15 protein-coding genes and 1 pseudogene are annotated in these 17,334 nt (G+C 58.7%); 8 read left to right on the top strand and 8 right to left on the bottom strand.

The features are described 5' to 3' along the window. Positions 1 to 1,104 precede the first annotated feature (1,104 nt). From Q0063_RS12115 to Q0063_RS12100, 4 genes are all read right to left on the bottom strand, one after another. A complete protein-coding gene (locus Q0063_RS12115) occupies positions 1,105 to 1,974 on the bottom strand; it encodes an iron-containing alcohol dehydrogenase (protein ID WP_297872237.1) in 870 nt (289 codons plus the stop codon). Between the two features lie 29 nt (positions 1,975 to 2,003). After that, positions 2,004 to 2,888 carry an ROK family protein gene (locus tag Q0063_RS12110; protein WP_297872236.1) on the bottom strand — a complete coding sequence of 295 codons (885 nt, stop codon included), beginning with the start codon at positions 2,886 to 2,888 and terminating at the stop codon, positions 2,004 to 2,006. Positions 2,889 to 2,918: 30 nt separating this feature from the next. Further along, entirely contained in the window at positions 2,919 to 3,596 is a 678-nt protein-coding gene (locus tag Q0063_RS12105) for a transaldolase family protein (protein WP_297872235.1), read from the bottom strand. A gap of 137 nt (positions 3,597 to 3,733) precedes the next feature. Next, positions 3,734 to 6,145 carry a glycyl radical protein gene (locus tag Q0063_RS12100; RefSeq protein WP_297872234.1) on the bottom strand — a complete coding sequence of 804 codons (2,412 nt, stop codon included), beginning with the start codon at positions 6,143 to 6,145 and terminating at the stop codon, positions 3,734 to 3,736. Between the two features lie 226 nt (positions 6,146 to 6,371). On the opposite strand from Q0063_RS12100, the gene Q0063_RS12095 reads away from it, so the two are divergent. Both Q0063_RS12095 and Q0063_RS12090 read left to right on the top strand, forming a co-directional pair. After that, entirely contained in the window at positions 6,372 to 7,274 is a 903-nt protein-coding gene (locus Q0063_RS12095) for a glycyl-radical enzyme activating protein (RefSeq protein WP_297872233.1), read from the top strand. An 84-nt stretch (positions 7,275 to 7,358) separates the two neighbouring features. Next, the gene (locus Q0063_RS12090) at positions 7,359 to 8,111 is read left to right on the top strand and encodes a DeoR/GlpR family DNA-binding transcription regulator (protein WP_297872232.1); all 753 of its coding nucleotides are present in this window, start codon (positions 7,359 to 7,361) and stop codon (positions 8,109 to 8,111) included. 71 nt (positions 8,112 to 8,182) lie between these two features. Here the strand turns inward: Q0063_RS12090 and Q0063_RS12085 are convergent, their stop codons facing one another. Further along, the gene (locus Q0063_RS12085) at positions 8,183 to 9,199 is read right to left on the bottom strand and encodes a LysR family transcriptional regulator (protein ID WP_297872231.1); all 1,017 of its coding nucleotides are present in this window, start codon (positions 9,197 to 9,199) and stop codon (positions 8,183 to 8,185) included. A 162-nt stretch (positions 9,200 to 9,361) separates the two neighbouring features. Here Q0063_RS12085 and Q0063_RS12080 point away from each other — a divergent pair, with 162 nt between their 5' ends. The 6 genes from Q0063_RS12080 to Q0063_RS12055 are packed head-to-tail and all read left to right on the top strand — an operon-like array spanning position 9,362 to position 14,554. Continuing rightward, positions 9,362 to 10,027, top strand: a complete 666-nt coding sequence (locus Q0063_RS12080) for an RraA family protein (RefSeq protein WP_297872230.1) — start codon at positions 9,362 to 9,364, stop codon at positions 10,025 to 10,027. A gap of 15 nt (positions 10,028 to 10,042) precedes the next feature. Continuing rightward, entirely contained in the window at positions 10,043 to 10,693 is a 651-nt protein-coding gene (locus tag Q0063_RS12075; RefSeq protein WP_297872229.1) for an RraA family protein, read from the top strand. Positions 10,694 to 10,708: 15 nt separating this feature from the next. Next, positions 10,709 to 11,392: an RraA family protein gene (locus Q0063_RS12070; RefSeq protein ID WP_297872228.1), complete on the top strand. Its 684-nt coding sequence runs from the start codon at positions 10,709 to 10,711 to the stop codon at positions 11,390 to 11,392. Positions 11,393 to 11,440: 48 nt separating this feature from the next. After that, complete coding sequence (locus tag Q0063_RS12065; RefSeq protein WP_297872227.1) at positions 11,441 to 12,238, top strand: alpha/beta hydrolase family protein; 798 nt, start codon at positions 11,441 to 11,443, stop codon at positions 12,236 to 12,238. A 29-nt stretch (positions 12,239 to 12,267) separates the two neighbouring features. Then, entirely contained in the window at positions 12,268 to 13,587 is a 1,320-nt protein-coding gene (locus tag Q0063_RS12060; RefSeq protein ID WP_297872226.1) for an APC family permease, read from the top strand. Positions 13,588 to 13,600: 13 nt separating this feature from the next. After that, the gene (locus tag Q0063_RS12055; protein WP_297872225.1) at positions 13,601 to 14,554 is read left to right on the top strand and encodes a 2-hydroxyacid dehydrogenase; all 954 of its coding nucleotides are present in this window, start codon (positions 13,601 to 13,603) and stop codon (positions 14,552 to 14,554) included. Between the two features lie 170 nt (positions 14,555 to 14,724). Here Q0063_RS12055 and amrS read toward each other — a convergent pair. From amrS to Q0063_RS12040, 3 genes and pseudogenes are all read right to left on the bottom strand, one after another. Continuing rightward, a pseudogene (gene amrS, locus Q0063_RS12050) lies at positions 14,725 to 15,532 on the bottom strand (AmmeMemoRadiSam system radical SAM enzyme). Further along, the gene (gene amrA, locus Q0063_RS12045; RefSeq protein ID WP_297872224.1) at positions 15,529 to 16,917 is read right to left on the bottom strand and encodes an AmmeMemoRadiSam system protein A; all 1,389 of its coding nucleotides are present in this window, start codon (positions 16,915 to 16,917) and stop codon (positions 15,529 to 15,531) included. Before amrA ends, amrS begins: the two are co-directional and overlap by 4 nt. Before the next feature lie 58 nt (positions 16,918 to 16,975). Next, the coding region (locus tag Q0063_RS12040) for a DUF6076 domain-containing protein (RefSeq protein WP_297872223.1) at positions 16,976 to 17,334 on the bottom strand (359 nt) is incomplete at its 5' end.

The following is a 17,334-nucleotide window of genomic DNA, read 5'->3' as shown; positions in this document are numbered from 1 at the left end:
ACCCGGCTTGCCGCCATTCTCGTTTGGATTGCTTGAGTTTGAAGACACCCTCTAGAGTCTGTTTGAAAACCGTCAAAACGCCGTCTTGGGGTATCTTATTCCGCCAGGTTTTCTGCCAAGACTGCGTTGATTGGACTTGAAATCCGTCAGGATTCCCGGGTCCAATCGCCTTGTCTGACGATTGGATAGCCGTTGGCGGCTCTGCCGCCTTACGGATATCACATGCCCATTGGGTAAAAAATCTGCCCCCATCCGGCATTCCGCTGGTTTTAAAACAGACTCTAAGGTTCAAATGAGGCCGGAGTACATAACGTCTCCCTGCGTGAGACAGCTGGCGTTGTGCCCAATATCCATCTGTGCAAGCCTGCTGTCTCTGGCTTTATTTGGAGGCGGCAGGCTGCTTTTTCTCTGGAAAATGCTCTATAAAATGAATGTGCGGATGTTCAGACGGCAGGGCAAAGACCCGCTTGACAGGCTTTGCCCATGTGCTTTGACTATAGAGAGCTTCGTCCATGATTCTGCTGAGCGTCTAATACTATCTGCTGAACCAGAGCGAGCGGGACAACGGCCGGGGTCACAAGGGCCCCTATCCATGACACCGCTTCGCAGAGCAGGCCGGTGACGAAGACACGGGGTCTGCTTATATCCTTTGGGTCAGGTCGGGGGCTGGTTTCCCTCGAGAGCCTGCGGTTGAACTATTTTTGGGGTTCCGTTCAGGAATATCAGCGCAAAAAGGGTCTATTACGCAAGGGGAAGGCTCTTCCGATGTTATGACTATCGACAATCCCGAGAACCACTCAAAAACTGCGCTACGATCTAAAAAGAGAATGCCTGCGTACCCGGGACTATTTTACACTCTGTAAAAATGAGGCGTCGGAGCAGCAAATCTCCTATTTTATGAAAAAAAGCTCTTACCGAGGCGCGGTTCGCCCCGGCAAGAGCTTTTTACATTGCTGGACAAAGGGGAACCGTGCAGGACTTCTGCTTCAGCCAAGACAGGCCCGCGTTTCTTGCACAAAACAGAACTCGCTCTTCTTCCGGCAACGATAATACCCGGAAATGCGGCTTCCTTCGGGCCCTTTACCGCACATGGCAGAAACCATCTTACGATTTTCTCTCTTCCAGCATCTTCCGTCCCAAAGTGTCGGCCTTCAAAATTGCCTCGCAGACCATTTGCGGTGTTGCGGTAAAGGGCGGGTTCCCAATGGTATCGTTGGGCGCACAGGCAGCCTCGGCGGCCTGCATGGCCTTTTCGGGAGTGACCTCTGTGACACCCAGCTCCCCCAGCGTGACCGGCAGGCCTAAGTTGACGCACCACTTCACGACCCGCTCCAGCTCCGCCGCGTCTGCCTGCTCCGGCACCAGCTGGGCCAGTGTGCCAAAGGCGACCTTCTCGCCGTGGTTCATATGGCGGCACTCCTCCAGGACTGTCAGCCCGTTGTGGATGGCATGGGCCCCGGCCAGTCCGCCGGACTCAAAGCCCAGGCCCGAGAGAAGCGTATTCGACTCAATCACATGCTCCACCGCATCGGTGCACCGCTTTTGCTCCAGGGTCTTTTGGGCCTCCAGGCCGTCCGCCATCAATGTGTCAAAGCACAGCTTCGCCAGGGCGGCGGTAATCACTGCCGTATCCACCAGCACCACGTCGGGATTGCGCTTGAGGAACAGGTGCTCCTCAAACGCGTCCTCCTCGGTGTAGATTACGGACAGGGCAGAGCAGGAGACGTCGGTGGAGGCGACGGTGGGACAGATGACAACCGGCTGATCGGCGTAATAGGCCACAGCCTTCGCTGTGTCGAAAATCTTTCCGCCGCCCACGCCGACAATTACAGCGCAGCCGGTTTCCTGTACCAACTCCACGAGCCGCCGGTTCTCGCTCATGCAGCACTCCCCGTTGAACGCGTCAAATACGCAGCCGCAGCCGGCGGCGGTGAAGCTGTCCGGTTCCAATGTCTGTATGATTGTATGTGTCACGCGCTGGCAACGGCTCTTGTATTTCAACCTCAGGCCAGCAGGAAGCACTGGAGCGCTCCCACCAGATTCGCGTCGTTCTGGAACTTGCAGCTGACCACCTCAGCGTGAGGCACGTCATAGGGGCAGGCGGCATACAGGGTCTTGAGATGGTTCCGAATACTCTCAATAAAAATGGGCTGTGCGCTGATGCCGCCGCCGATGGCGAACCGCTCCGGGTCCAGCACGGTCTGCAAATTGAAAATCTGGATGGCGACTTCTTTGGTGAACTTCTGGAGGCAGTCCGCAGCGTCCCCGTCCCCGGCGTGGACGGCCTCGAAGACTCGGACGCCGTCCACCTCCTCCGGGGCGAGGCCCTTCTTCTCCGCGAACAGGGCGCACAGGCGCGGCGTGCCGCAGCGGTTGCCCCAGACTGTGTCCCGGTCTGCCATGCCGTCCCGGACGGTGGTGATGTAGGAGACCTCTCCGGCAGAGAAGTGTCTGCCCCGGTGAAGCTTATGGTCTTTGATATACCCGCCTCCGATCATGGTGCCGAAAATCAGCACAAAGCCGTCGGACACGTCCCGGAGGCTCCCCACGGCGGCCTCCGCCATGGCGGCGCATTTGGCGTCGTTTTCCATGCAGATCTTCACCGGACAGCGCTCATAAAGCCGGTGGCGCAGATAGAAGTCGTCGTTGTACCGCAGGGCGCCGCCCATTTTGCAGTAGCCGTTTTCCGAGTCAATGATCCCCGGCATGGAGATGGCGATGCCCTCCACCTCCGGCGCCTCGTCATAGAGCCTGCCGATGGCCTCGACGAGCTGTTCCCGGCCCTCCTGGGGCGTGGGGACCTTGCCTCGGGACAGGACGCGGCCCTCTTCGTCCATGCAGGCGTACTTCATAAAGGTACCGCCGATGTCAATGGTCAATATGTTCATAAGGAAGCTCCCCCATTTCGACAGAGGGCGTCAGCAGTCCGCCATGGTTCGGCCCGGGCCCACAAGACCCGCGAAATCCCTGTTGAACTGGCCGATGGCGGCGTCGATGGCGGCGTTCTTCACCAGGCCCTCGATGACGTCCGGGGCCACGGTGACGGCCTTGACGCCGTACTTCACCAGCTCCAGCACCTGCTGGCTGTTTTTAAAGCTGGCCGCCAGGAGGCCGCTGTCCAGGCCATTGCGGACGATGGCGTCGTGGATGTCCCTGGAGACCTGGACGCCGTCAAAACCCATGTTGTCGATGCGGTTCACATAGGGGGCCACATACTCCGCGCCGCACTTGGCGGCCAGGAGCCCCTGCATGGGGGTGTAGATGGCGGTGCCGATGAACCGCAGTCCCTCCGCCTTCAGCTGCTTCATGGCCTTGAAGCCCTGAGGCACGCAGGGAATCTTGGTCAGGGTGGTTTTGCCCAGCTCGGCAGCGATTCTGTGGGCCTCCTCCACAATGCCCTCCGCCGTGGGAGAAACCGCCTGAACAAACAGCTCGCCGTCCTCTCCGATGATGGTGCGGATTTCCTTCAGGACCTCATAGGGCTTCCTGCCGGTCTTTGCCAAAATGGAGGGATTGGTGGAAACACCGTCCACGGGATAGAGGTCATAGACCCGGCGAATTTTCTCAACGTTGGCGTCGTCAATACAGAGCTTCATGTTGCATTCTCCTTTTTTAATTTCGGATGGCGTCCTGGGGCCGTGTGGGGGCGGGCCTCTGCGCCCGCCCGTCCCCCCGTTTGCCTGGACCTCGCGGGAGAGCGGGCCGGGACAGAGCCCGGCCCCTGCAAGGGACATTACAGGGTCTGCTCGGTGCGTCCGATGATGTCGTCCTGGGTGGCCTTGCTCAGCACGTTGAAGAAGGCGCTGTAGCCCGCTACCCGGACAATCAGGTCCTTGTGCTTCTCCGGATGGGCCTGGGCGTCCAGCAGCGTGGCCTTATCCACCACGTTGTACTGGACATGGTAGCCCTCCAGGCGGTTGAAGAAGGTCCGGACGATGGCCTCCAGCTTCCGGGTGTTCTCCTCGGTGGACAGCATGGCGGGGGTCACCTTCTGGTTCAGCAGGACGCCGCCGGTAATCTCGTGGGTGGGCAGCTTGGACACGCTCTTGAACACGGCGGTGGGGCCCTTCTTGTCCATGGCGTGGGCAGGGGAGCAGCCTTCCGCCAGGGGCTCCCTGGCGTGGCGTCCGTCCGGCGTCGCCATGGTGCCGAAGCCCTGGCCCACGTTGGCGGAGATGGAGGAGGTGCCGCCGTAGCGGACGCCGCCGATGGGGCCCCGGCCATAGCGGGTATTGGGATACTTTTTCATCTCGTCCAAATAGGAGGCGTAGGCATCCACCACCAGTTTGTCGGCATAATCGTCATCGTTTCCATATTTGGGAGCATCGTTAATGAGCATCTGCCGGACCGCCTCACCCTCCGGACCGGTAAAGTCGGCGGCAAGAGCCTCCATCAGCTGGCCGCGGCTCAGCTTCTTTTCATCATAGACCAGCTTCCTGATGGCGGACAGACTGTCGGCCATGTTGGCGATGCCCACCTGGAGGCCGGAGATGAAGTCGTAGACCGCACCGCCCTCCTTGATGGTCTTGCCCCGGCCCAGGCAGTCCTGGGTCAGGCAGGAGCAGAGGATGTCGGGAACCTCCCGTTCGCTGGCCAGGTCGATGGCGTTCTCAACGATGACGCTGGCTCGGGTCAGCTCCCGGATGGCCCCGTCCCAGGCCTTCATCAGGTCCTCGAAGGTCTCCATGTCCCGGAAGTTTCCATAGTCCTTGACAAAGCGCTTTCCGGAGGTCATGTCGATTCCGTTGTTCATCACCATCAATAGAATCCGGGGGAAATTCAGGTAGCTCATGCCGGTGCAGCGGTAGCCCCACTTTCCGGGCACCGCCGTCTCCACGCAGCCGATGGCGGAATAGCAGTAGGCGTCCTCCGGCTTCACCCCCTTTTCAATGAAGGAGGGGATGATGACCTCATCGTTGTTGAAGGCGGGCATACCGGTTCCCAGCTTCAACACTTCAATAGCCTCGTCCATGAAGGCCTGATTGAGATTCCTGTGATACCGGACCGTCAGGTTGGGCTGAGGCAGGCGGGTCTGGCCCACGGACCGGAGCACCAGGAAGGACAGCTTATTTACCGCGTCCTTTCCGCCGGCGGTCTGTCCGCCTACGGTGACGTTCTGATACATGGGACTCCCGGCGCTGGAGAATGTATGGGACTGAGAGCGGACCTTGTTGATGGTCAGGGTCTTAATCCAGAGATTCGTCAGCAGCTCCACCGCCTGGTCCTCGGTGATGGCGCCCTTTTCCAGGTCGGAAGCCAGGTAGGGATATACGTATTGGTCGAAGCGTCCATAGCTCAGGGAGTGGCCGTTGGACTCGATTTGCAGGATGAGCTGGATGAACCACACGGCCTGCACCGCCTCGTGGAAGGTCTCCGTGGGTTCGCAGGGCACCTTTTCGCAGATACGGGCAATCTCCAGAAGCTCGGACTTCCGGGGCTCGGCGGCGGTTTCGGCCTTCTCCCGGGCCAGGGCGGCATACCGGGCCGCGAAGCCCTTCACGGCCTCCAGCACAATCAGCACCGCCTTGTAAAACTGGTACTTGTCGATGGCGGCGGGGTCCGTCAGGTCCAGCTCCGCCTTCAGCTTCCGGGCCCGGTCCTCGTAGCCCCTCAGTCCGGTTTTCAGCAGATTGCCGTAGTCCACCGCCAGATGGGCGTCGCCGGCGTTCAGTTTGCCCTCCATGCCGAAGAAGCCGGTATCCATGTAGACCTGCATCTCCTCGGGCATCAGGGCCTCCCCCCGGGCCCGGAGGTTGTTGTTCTCCCAGAAGGGAGCGATGGCGCGGAGCTGCTCCTTGGTCTCCTCGGTGATGTAGAACACGTCGCCGTCCCGCTTCTCGAAAAGGTCCAGTTCCTCCAGGATGAACTGCATGGTGTACTCCGGGAACACCGGCGCGCCCCGGTTGACGGAGGACTGGTTGCCCACCAGGACGGTCTCGTCCTCAATATAGATGTCCATCTTCTCCAGGATGTTCTTCAGCATCAGGGCCCGCTTCATCACCGGGGGCTGGTTCAGATTGGCCTTGTAAGCCTCCGTAGCCAGGACCGCCCGCTGAGCGTCGATGTAGGGCTTCTGGTCCAGGACACTCTCCCGGTAGGCCTGCATCCGGGGAGTCAGAGAGCCGAAATGCGCTTTGTTTTCCATGGTGTACTCCTTTCACAGCAAAAATAATTCTGTTCGGAATTTGTGTATATTTCGTTTGTAGCTTTAGTATAGTCTCCTTCCCCTCCAATGTCAATACAGATGATCGTCAGAATCGGAGCGAGCTTTTTGTGAAAGATTATAAATTTACATTCGTAACTAAATGTGCTACGATAGAGAAATTAAAGAAGCGGATCGTTCTGCTTCCTATCAGGGAGGGTCATACCTTATGGAAATAAAGGGCATCGTGTTCAATATTCAAAAGTTCTCCATCCACGACGGTCCGGGCGTGCGGACCACAGTCTTTTTGAAGGGCTGCCCCCTGCGCTGCAAATGGTGCGCAAATCCCGAGTCTCATCTGCTAAAGCCCCAAATTCTGCACCACAGCAAGGACTGCATACACTGTGAAAAGTGCGCGGCCTCCTGTCCGGAGGGGGCGGTCTCCCTGGACGGCGGGGGGAATATCCGCGTGGACTTCGCCAAATGCCGGGGCTGCCTGACCTGCGTCCGCGCCTGTCCGGGCCGCGCCCTCAGCTGTGAGGGAGAGGAAAAAACGGTGGACGAAATTGTAGAGGTCTGTATGCAGGACGTGGATTTCTATGAGGAATCCGGCGGCGGCGTGACCCTTTCCGGCGGCGAGGCCCTGATGCAGCCGGAATTCGCCAGGGCTCTTCTGCAAGAATTGAAGGCTCGGGACGTCCATACGGCCATGGAGACCACGGGCTTTGCCCCACCGGAGGTCTTTGCCGGTGTGACGGCCCATGCGGACCTCCTCCTGTTTGATATGAAGCACTGGAACGGAGAGAAGCACAGAGAGGGAACCGGTGTGGACAATACGATGATTCTGGAGAACATGAGCCGGGCCATCGCAGGCGGCAAGGAGGTTCTGCCCCGCCTGCCGGTGATCCCGGGCTACAACGACAGCCTGGAGGACGCCGCCGGGTTTGTACGCCGCCTGCGGGAGGTGGGGGCGGACCGCATTCAGCTTCTCCCCTTCCACCAGTTTGGTGAAAACAAATACGCCCTGCTGGGCAGGACCTATGAATATGAGTCCGTCCCCGCCCTGCACAAGGAGGAGCTGGAGCGATTTCGGCAGGTGTTCCTGGACGCGGGCGTTGATGCTTTCTTTTAATCAAATCAGGGGTTTCTTTCGGTTACGATTTGTGCTATACTCATAAGGAGCTTTTAAGTGACTCTTTGGAATCGAGGTAACTGTATGAAAAGGAACCGAGAAAGCGCCATCCTGGAGCTGTTGACAGAGGAGAGAAAGGTGGAGGTCTCCGTGCTGGCGGAGCGGCTGGAGGTCTCCCAGGTGACCATCCGCAAGGACCTGGACGAGCTGGAGCGCCGGGGCATCATCGTCCGGGAACACGGCTTTGCGGTCCTGCGCAGCGCCGACGACATCCAGAGCCGCATTGCCTACCATTACGACGAGAAGCGCCGGATTGCCGAACGGGCGGCAGAGCTGGTGTCCAACGGCGACACCATCATGATTGAAAGCGGAAGCTGCTGCGCCCTGCTGGCCGACGTGCTGGCGGAGAAGCGGAAGGACCTGACCATTATCACCAACAGCGCCTTTATTGCCGCCTACATCCGGGGCAAGCGCAGCTTTCAGATGATTCTCCTGGGGGGCGTCTACCAGCCGGAGGCTCAGGTGATGGTGGGGCCCATGGTGCGGCTGTGCGCGGAGGGTTTTTTTGTCAGCCGCTTCTTTATCGGCGCGGACGGCTACTCGGACCGTACCGGCTTCACCAACCAGGACCATCTGCGGGCCGCCGCCGTCCGGGACATGGCCCATCAGGCGGAGCAGGTGGTGGTGCTGACGGAAAGTGAGAAGTTCGGTCGCCGGGGAATTGTGCCTTTGAACCTGCCAAATCCCCCGGGCATTGTCGTCACCAACCGGAGCATTCCGCGGGAGGCCCTGGAGTCCCTGGAGAGCAAGGGCGTTGAGATGATTCTGGTGGACTGAACCGGAGGGAGCGCCATGAAAATTTATTTTATGGATAAATCAAAGCCACCGGCTATGCCGGTGGCTTTGATTTATCCATTGTAAGAGCTGTGCTGCCGAACGAACTCCTTTAATTCCTGAATAAACAGCTGAGCCCCGGAAGACAGGTAGCTGGACCGCTTATAGACCGCGGCCAGCGTGCAGCGCAGGGGCGGATCATCGACTGTAAAAAGAGACAGCCTGTCCGCCGGGAAAAAGGCGCTGCGCGTGCCCAGCTCCGGGACGAAGGTAAACCCCAGTCCGCTTGCCGCCAAGTTAATGGCCGTGGTGACATTGGCCGTCCGGAGAACACAGGTCAGCGCAAGATCGAGCCGGCTGAGCATATGGTTGACAAATTCTGTGATATGCTGGTCGGGCTGCGTAAAAATAAAGGGCTTTTGGGCAAATTTCCGAATATCTGCGGATGGATATTCGAAACCGGCCTGCTCCTCCCGCAACTTTTGTATCAGAGGGTCCTGCCGGCTGCCGGCGAGGAAAATGTGTTCCTCAAAAATCGGCTCATACGCCACATTTGCGTAGTTGACCGGCAGGTTCATAATGCAGAGATCGACGGTATCATCCATAATGGCGCTTTCCATTTTCGCGGCGGACCCTTCAAACAACTGAACGGAGATCAGAGGATGATGTTCTAAAAAAACAGGCAGAAATTCCGGCAGCAGCACACTGGCTCGCCACAGCGCCATTCCAATTGTTATGGTGCACCGGCCCTTTGCTTTAATCTCTTCTATATAGGCCCGAAGCAGGTCCGTCTCTCCGTTGACGCGGCGGATGTATTCCCATAAAAACTGTCCCGCCTCGGTAATCCGCAAAGCCCCCTGTTTCCGCTCGAACAATTCGACCCCCAGCTCGGCCTCCAGCTTATGCAGGTATTTGGTCAGTGCGGGCTGGGAGATATACAGGCTTTCCGCCGCGCGGGAAATGCTTTTCATTTGGGCAATCCGCAGGAAGTACTCGTAATTTGGCAAAAACATATAAAAACACACCCCTCCGTTTTCCGATATAACAAATTGGTTATTTGGCTCATGGTCAAACCTGTATTTGATTTTCATTTGAAGCAATGCTAACATTTATTCGTAGATTAGTCAACCGGAAATTTACAAAAAGGCGCTTTGAAAGAAGTAGAATCCGGATTTTCCACAGCACCATTTATAATCGGTTATGAGTAGGCACCCGGCAATCCCGTTTATCATTACCATACAGGAGGCAGGAAAATGAATCTATTCGACGAGAAGTACCGCGCCCGCTTTGAAAGGCTCTCCACCACCAATGTGTCCGATGCGGAGGATGCACTGGGCATCAGGGGCGCCACCTATGGCATCCGCCCCATGCGGGAGGCCTGGGGCAAGGTGGTGGGCCGCGCCGTCACGGTAAAGATGGCGGCCGCCGGCGAGGTGAAAAACAAGCATCACCTGGGGATGACCGCCATCTCTCTGGCCGGGCCCGGCGACATTATCATCATCGACAACGGCGGCCGGCTGGACACGTCCTGCTGGGGCGGCATCCTGGCGAACAGCGCGAAGGCCAAGGGCGTGGGGGCCGTGATTGTGGATGGAGCCACCCGGGATCTGGACGACTGCATTGAGATCGATTTCCCCGTCTACGCCAGGGGGACCGTTGTCTGGACCGCCCGGGGCCGCATCATGGAGCAGAGCACCAACGAGATGATCTCTTTTGGCGGCGTACAGGTCCAGCCGGGGGATGTGGTTATGGGCGACCGCAGCGGCGTCGTCATTGTTCCCTGGAGCCGCGTGGATGAGGTCCTGTCCAAGGCGGAGGAGCTCTGCGAGAAAGAGGAGGTCATGGTGCGGGAGATCCTGTCCTCCGGCGATGTTCTGGGTGTGGACAGCAAATTTGGATACGAGAAAATGTTGAAGTAAGAGAGGAGTACAATCATGGAGGCAATTTTGGAGCGACTGAGCAAGCTGGATGTAGCCAGTGTGTCCGACGCAATGGACAAGCTGGGCATTCCCTGCGGGCTGCTGGGGCTGCATCCCGTTGTTCCGGGAAAACACATCTGCGGGCGGGCGTTCACGGTGCACTATGTGCCCAACGGCGTGGTCAAGGGGAACGTGGGCGATTTCCTGGATGACGTGAAGCCAGGCGAGGTGGTGGTCATCGACAACGGCGGGCGGCTCCACTGCACCGTCTGGGGCGACATCATGACCTATGTCGCCACGAAAAACGGCGTGGCCGGGACGATCATCGACGGCGTCTGCCGTGACGTCCCCGGCATCCAGGAAAACGGCTACGCGATTTTTACCAAGAGCACCTATATGGTGACGGGCAAGGACCGGGTGACGGTGGATTTTGTCAATAAGCCCGTCTCCATCTCCGGTGTACAGGTCTGCCCCGGCGACATCATCCTGGCCGACGACACCGGCGCGGTCTGTATCCCCGATTCCGCGGCGGAAAGGGCGTGTGAGATTGCCGAGGGCATCGAGGCCGCGGAGCAGAAGATCATTGCCGCGGTAAAGGGCGGCAGCACCCCGAAGGAGGCCCGGGCGAAGCTGGGCTATCACAGCCTCCAGACAAAAGAGGACTGAAGGGAGGAATCTGTCATGGCAATCGGATGCAGAATCGAAACAGACTTCAAGCGTGCCGCGCCCAGGCTGGTGGCCCTGTTTCAGGGCATACCTGTGGCCAACATCGACGACAACATGGGCCGCGTGGCGGCAATGGATTCCCGCATCTTCCCCCTGGGGAAGGGACAGCTCCTGGGGACCGCCTTTACAGTTCGGGTTCCCCAGGGAGACAACCTGATGTTCCATGCCGCCATGGACCTGGCCAGACCGGGAGACGTGATTATGATTGACGCCGGCGGCTTTGACAACCGGGCGATTTTTGGCGAGCTGATGGCCGCCTACTGCAAACGCCGGGGAATCGCGGGGATCGTCTGCGACGGCGCGGTCCGTGACAGCGCCGCGCTCTCCCGTATGGAGGGATTTCTGGTTTACGCCTGCGGCGTCACGCCCAACGGCCCCTATAAGAACGGGCCGGGCGAGATTGGCGTTCCCGTTGTAATCGGTGGAAAAGCCGTTCACCCGGGAGATATCATCGTTGGCGATGAGGACGGCGTTTTGGCAATCGACCCCGCTGCTGCCGAAGAGCTGGCGGCGGCTGCCGCGGCGGTACAGGAAAAGGAAGACGCGATTATGCGGCACATCGTGGAGGATGGCGCCTATATCCGCCCGTGGGTAGACGGCAAGCTCCGGGAGATCGGCTGCGCGTTTCCCGGCCAATGAGCGGTGCGGCCACCTGAGAGGCCAAATCTAAGATACGAGGAGGAGACCATGGCAATTATTCAAATAAGCATGATGTCCAACTGCTTCCGGCGAAGCGTTTCCATCTCCGTGATCCTGCCGGTGGAAAATCTGGTGTTCCAGGAAGAGGGTAAGCCGAGAGAGCTGCCTCCAATGAATCCCGGCCCCTTCAAGACGCTGTATCTGCTTCACGGCTATACCGGCGATCACCTGGATTGGCTGACCTATTCCAACATCCGGCAGCTGGCGCAGGAGCACCGTCTGGCAGTGGTCATGCCCTCCGGCGAGAACTCGTTCTATATCAACCACGAGGCCGCCGGGGAATTCTACAGCGACTTTATCAGCCAGGAGCTGCTTGCCATGACCCGGGGAATCTTCCCACTCTCCACAAAACGGGAGGATACCTTCATCGGCGGCATCTCCATGGGGGGATACGGCGCGCTTCTGACGGCGCTGAAGCACCCTGAAACATTCAGCCATGTATTTGCCATGTCCAGCGCCCTTCAGCTCTGCGAGAACCGCCCCACGGAGGCCAATACCCTGCTGCCCTATATAGAGGGGACCTTCGGCCCTCTCGGCGAGAGCGTGGAGAGCGAGAAAAATCCCCGCCATGTCTTTGAGAGCTGGAAGAACGCCGGGATGTCCGGCGAAAGCCCCCGGGTCTTTATGGCCTGCGGCACAGAAGACAGGCTGATTACCATGAACCGCTATTACCGGGATTTCTTCTCGGAGAACAATTTTGATCTGACTTATTTCGAGAGTCCGGGCGTACACAGCTGGGATTTTTGGAACGGGTACCTCAAAAAGGCAATCGAATGGCTTCCCTGAAATGAAATGAGAGAAGGAGCAGTGTAAGTATGCAGAAGGAAAAATTAGGACTTTGGTCCCTGGTATTTATGGGGCTGGGCAACGTAATCGGAGCCGGCGTCGTCACCTACATCGGCGTTGCGGTGGGACATACGGGGCGCTCCGCCTGGCTGGCGTATCTGGTGGCAATTCTGCTGGGCTTTCTGGTAAATCTGCCTGTGATCTTTATGACCTGCGCCGTCCGCATCAAGGGTGGCAACTACACCTGCGTTTCCGCCACCATGGGCGACGTCCTCGCCGGGTTCTTCGGCATTTCCAATTTGCTGCAGGTGTTCCTCTTTGCCAACTTCGCCCTGGGTATGGGTTCATATCTGACCATCGTGTTCCCGGCCATTCCCGCAAAGGTGTGGGGCGTTATCGGCCTGACGCTGTTTATGGTCATCAACCTGCTGGGTCTGAAAACCCTGTCCCGTTTCCAGAATATCATGTCCGTTGTGCTGGTGGGCAGTCTTCTGGCAATCGGCGTCTACGGCGTGGCCCACGGTCTGCCCGATTCCATGGATATCATGCAGGCCGGCTATTTCAGCGGCGGTTCCGGCGGCTTCTACCAGGCGGTCATGGTTCTGTTCATGAGCACCCAGGGGTACATCATGATTGCCGCTCTGAGCGACAACTGCAAGAATCCCACCCGGGACCTCCCGCTGGCAAACTGCATCATTCCGCTCATTCTGGTCATCATCTATGGCACGGTGGGCTTTGCCATGAGCAATGTCCTGCCCGTTGAGGAGACGGCGAACCAGACCCTGGTGGCCGTGGTGGGCTACTTTTTCAACCCCGTCATCACCACCATTTTCATCTTCGTCGGCCCGGTCATGGCCCTCTCTTCCACAATGAACGCCTTTTTCAGCCTGACGGAGCGCCCCATGATTGCCGTGACAAAGGACGGCTGGCTTCCGGCGCCAGTGGCCGCGCTGAACAGGCACGGCATCGCCTGGAAATTTATCCTGGTGGAATATCTGCTGGGCCTCATCCCCATCCTGATGGATCTGAGCATCGGGACCATCGTTTCCAATACGACGTTCCTGTCCTCCGTGGGCAACATCATCGTCATCATCGGTACCATGCTGTTCCCCAAAAGACTGGAGGGCGCCTGGGAAAACCGGACCTGGAAGTTCCCCATGTGGCTGTTTATGGGGTCCTGCGTCCTGGCGCTGGCTATCCGTGTATTCATGATGTATCAATCCGTTCTGACCGCAAACAGCAGTATGTTGATCGGCTCTGTGATCGGGCTGGTTGTGATTCTCGGCTGGTGCTTCCTGCGCAAGAAGCAGGGACTGGTCAATGTGGAAAAGAGCTGGGAGCTGAAATAAACAGGAGGGTATCATGGCAATCACGGCATTATATTTGGATAAGCTGAACATTCATATGGAAAAAATGCTGCTGGAGCGGATGCCGGAGGGTGTGGATGTGCGCTTTCTGGACCCGGTCATGGGGCGGAAGGGCGAGCTTGAAGACGCAGACGTTTTCATTGACACCACCTATCCGGTGACGAGGGAGACCATCGACGCCGCCCCAAACCTGAAGCTGATTCAGCGCACCGGCATCGGTGTGGACATGATTGATATGGCCTATGCCAGAGAGAAACAGATCCCTGTATCCGTATGCCGGGGCTTCAACAGCGTGTCCGTGGCGGAGCTGGCGGTGCTGAATATTTTGGCGCTATACCGGCGTCTTCCCTTCATGGACCAGACGACCAAAGACGGGGCCTTCCATACCTGGCTCCATCGCCACAAGAGCTATGAGCTGACAGGTAAGACTGTGGGAATCGTGGGGGCCGGCAACATCGGGCGCAATGTCATTCAGCGTGTCCGGGCATTTGATACCACCATCCTCTATTACGACCCCTTCCGCCTGCCGGAGAAGGCGGAACAGGAGCTGGGAATCACCTATACCCCGCTGGACAGCCTGTTCCGCCAGTCGGACGCCGTTGTGATGGCGGGCCTTCCGCTGAACGACGGCACCCGCGGCATGGTGGGCAGAGAGCAGATCCAGTCCATGAAAAAGACGGCTGTCCTGGTGGACACCGCCCGGGAGCAGCTGGTGGACCGGGAGGCCCTGGCCGACGCGCTTGTCAGCGGAGACATCATTGGGGCGGCAATCGACACCTTTGAGCCCCTTCCCCAGGACGATCCCATCTATCGGGCCAAGGATGCCAACCTGATCGTGACGCCCCATATTGGCGCCGCTACATATGACAATTACGACCGGGTCTTCCGGCTTTGCGCCGGGAACCTGAAGCGCCTCATGAGGGGCGAGTGTGCGGAGAGGACAATCTGACATCCGCAAGCTCCAGATCGAAGTTCGTTTGATTTGCGGAGATTTAAAAAGTATTCCATGATGGCCGAAACCAGCGAAAGAGTCAAAGCCTTACAACCTTTGACTCCTTCGCTGGTTTTTGCAATCTATATGGGAATAGAGAGTGTGTGGTGCGGAGGAGTGCGGCAATATCAGCAATTCCCCGTGTAGACAAACGCCAGATACTCCCGGGCCACATCGGCCAGCCGGTGCACCCGCTCCACCGGTGTAGGCGGCTTGTCCGTCATTCGGTACCGTGGGAAGAACCGGGACAGGTGCAGAGGAATGTTCCGGTCCACCGACGCCAGCCACTGGGCCAAACTCCTAATTTCTTCTTCGCTGTCATTCTCGCCGGGAACCAAAAGCGTAGTCACCTCCACATGGCACCGCTCCGCCGCCAAAGCGATAGAGCGTTTCACCGTCTCCAGATCGCCGCCCAGTTTCCGGTACCACTCCGAGGTAAAACCCTTCAGGTCGATGTTCGCGGCGTCAATCAGCGGGAGCAGTTCCCGCCAGGGGGTCTCCTCAATGGTGCCGTTGGTGACCAACAACATTGACCATGCCCCGCTCACGGACCAACGCGGCACAGTCCCGGACATACTCGTAGCCGATTAACGGTTCATTGTAGGTATAGGCCACCCCGATGTTGCCGTATGTCCGCAGCTCCAGCGCCTTGTCGGCCAGCGCCTCCGGGGAGAGTTCCACCATTCTGATCTCCCTCTCTCCGGACATGGAAATCTCGTGGTTCTGGCAAAAGGGACAGCGCAGATTGCACCCGAAACTGCCCATAGACAAAATCTTACTGCCGGGATGGAACCGCCGCAGGGGCTTCTTCTCAATGGGGTCCAGTGCCAGACTGGTCAGCTTTCCGTAGTTCAGCGGAACGATTTTGACGTCCCGGCAGAAGCCGGTCTGTCCTTCGGTCAGGTCGCAATGATGGAAACACAGCTCACAGATCATAAGTGCCGCACCACCTCAAACCGCTCCAGTGTGTACTTCTCCCGGGAGCTGATGCCTCCCTTCTGCCGGGCGATGTCGATCTGTTGCTCCACCGTGTCCACGCCCTCCAGGTCGGGCAACAGCAAACCCCGGCGGCTGCCGCAGGAGACAATCACGCCGTACTTTTTTACATCCAGATGGTCTGGGGAGGCAATCGCTTCCGGCTGACCCAGTACGTCCACGCTGTACTCCAGGCTGTCCAACTCCGCCACGGTCACCGGCGGGAAGCGGGGGTCCCGGGAGCAGGCGGAGACGGCGTTCTGCACGATCTCCCAGGCAACGTTTTCGGTGGTCGGCCCGGTGGTACCGATACAGCCCCGGAGCTGATCGTGGGCGTGGAGGGAGACAAAGGCCCCAGCGGCCCGTTCTGTCATCTCAGGGGGTAAGCCCTCCGGCAGACGCTCCAGCCGCTTTCCCGTTTTCACAAAGGTCTCCAGGGATAGCCGGGCCAGCTTGACCCAGGGGTCCTCAGAGGCTTTTTGCTCTGCCAGCCGGGCGCGCTCCAGCTTTGCACACTGCTCCCCGAACCGGCGGCCCTCGTCCGGACCGGTAACAGTGAAAGTTGCCACCCCGTAGCCCACGCCGGTGACGCCCTCGTAGCTGAGGAGCTTTGATTCCACAGCCTCCCCGTCTAACGCACCGGCCATGATCTGGAAGGAGCGAAGTCCGCACTCCGCCGCCCGCTCGCAGAGGGCGGGGTCCATGGTGAGGAAGTGGAAAAAATCGCCCTCCGACATAGTCTCCGTGACCTGACGGTCGAACTCCGGTCCCTCCGGGGCAAAGCCATAAGGGCCATCGTCCTTCAGTTTGTGGGACAGATCACCGCTGGCAATGAACACAGCTCTGCGGCCCAAGTTCTCCACCGCCTGAGCGATACACTGCCCCAGCCGGTAGTGATCCAACGGGGAAAATCCGGACAGGCCAATGCGGAGGATGGGGCAGTTCACTCCAGCCTCCTGTAAAAAGTACAGAGGAACGAAGGTTCCATGGTCCAGAGATGGGTCCCGCTCCCCCAAGGTCCCGACACGGAGGCCGGCGGTTTCCCCACAGCAGATAATCTCGTCCCGCAGCGGGGCGTCGTACTCCACACACAGTTTGGTTTTGGCCACGCCGAAGGCGGACATGTCTCCGGCAGCACCCTGGCCCGGGGAGATATGGAAGTAGTCGGCATACATGGTCTGATGGGGGGAGGTGATGATCAGCACCTCTGGTTCCCAGGCCGCCGCCTGTTTCGCGGCGGCCCGGTAGGCGTCGATAGTTGTCTGGACCTCCCGCTCCCGTCCGCGCCCCACCGTGGGGATGATCAGCGGCGGGTGAGGGACAATCACTGCTCCAAGAATAGACATGTCAAATCCTCCTCTTTCGTCTTCTGCTGCACCAGCGTATCCAAAGATAGGGCCGCACTCACTGACGGTTCAATTCCTCTTTCAGCCGCTCAATGACTTGTGCTTTCAGATTCTCGTCCAAAGCCGCTTTCACTTGCTCAATGGCCACATCCCGATACCTCGCCGCCTGCGTTGCCCAGGCCTTGAAAGCCTCCTCGTTCATGTTTCCCTTCATGTACCGGGCATAGTATTTCTTATAGGCCCGCTTATATATTTTCCAGGTATCCTCGTCCTGAATTTTCTTCTCAAAAACCGCCCGTGCTCCAGCCTCCCGGCAGGTCCTGCTCTCCTCACCGGGAGCGATGCGTTCACAGTACATCGCCCGGTCTCCCTGCTCATGGAGGAACCAACGTCCACACAGGCGACACTGCCGGGGCG

This window comes from uncultured Oscillibacter sp. (genome assembly GCF_947654275.1).
In the GTDB taxonomy this organism is placed as follows: domain Bacteria; phylum Bacillota; class Clostridia; order Oscillospirales; family Oscillospiraceae; genus Oscillibacter.
This window is presented reverse-complemented; position numbering and strand designations above follow the sequence as displayed.

Coding starts and splice junctions, on each gene's coding strand:
- Q0063_RS12110 (WP_297872236.1), bottom strand. CDS start 2,888: ATGAACATATTGACCATTGACATCGGCGGTACCTTTATGAAGTACGCC.
- Q0063_RS12105 (WP_297872235.1), bottom strand. CDS start 3,596: ATGAAGCTCTGTATTGACGACGCCAACGTTGAGAAAATTCGCCGGGTC.
- Q0063_RS12100 (WP_297872234.1), bottom strand. CDS start 6,145: ATGGAAAACAAAGCGCATTTCGGCTCTCTGACTCCCCGGATGCAGGCC.
- Q0063_RS12095 (WP_297872233.1), top strand. CDS start 6,372: ATGGAAATAAAGGGCATCGTGTTCAATATTCAAAAGTTCTCCATCCAC.
- Q0063_RS12090 (WP_297872232.1), top strand. CDS start 7,359: ATGAAAAGGAACCGAGAAAGCGCCATCCTGGAGCTGTTGACAGAGGAG.
- Q0063_RS12085 (WP_297872231.1), bottom strand. CDS start 9,199: ATGAAAATCAAATACAGGTTTGACCATGAGCCAAATAACCAATTTGTT.
- Q0063_RS12080 (WP_297872230.1), top strand. CDS start 9,362: ATGAATCTATTCGACGAGAAGTACCGCGCCCGCTTTGAAAGGCTCTCC.
- Q0063_RS12075 (WP_297872229.1), top strand. CDS start 10,043: ATGGAGGCAATTTTGGAGCGACTGAGCAAGCTGGATGTAGCCAGTGTG.
- Q0063_RS12070 (WP_297872228.1), top strand. CDS start 10,709: ATGGCAATCGGATGCAGAATCGAAACAGACTTCAAGCGTGCCGCGCCC.
- Q0063_RS12065 (WP_297872227.1), top strand. CDS start 11,441: ATGGCAATTATTCAAATAAGCATGATGTCCAACTGCTTCCGGCGAAGC.
- Q0063_RS12060 (WP_297872226.1), top strand. CDS start 12,268: ATGCAGAAGGAAAAATTAGGACTTTGGTCCCTGGTATTTATGGGGCTG.
- Q0063_RS12055 (WP_297872225.1), top strand. CDS start 13,601: ATGGCAATCACGGCATTATATTTGGATAAGCTGAACATTCATATGGAA.
- amrA (WP_297872224.1), bottom strand. CDS start 16,917: ATGTCTATTCTTGGAGCAGTGATTGTCCCTCACCCGCCGCTGATCATC.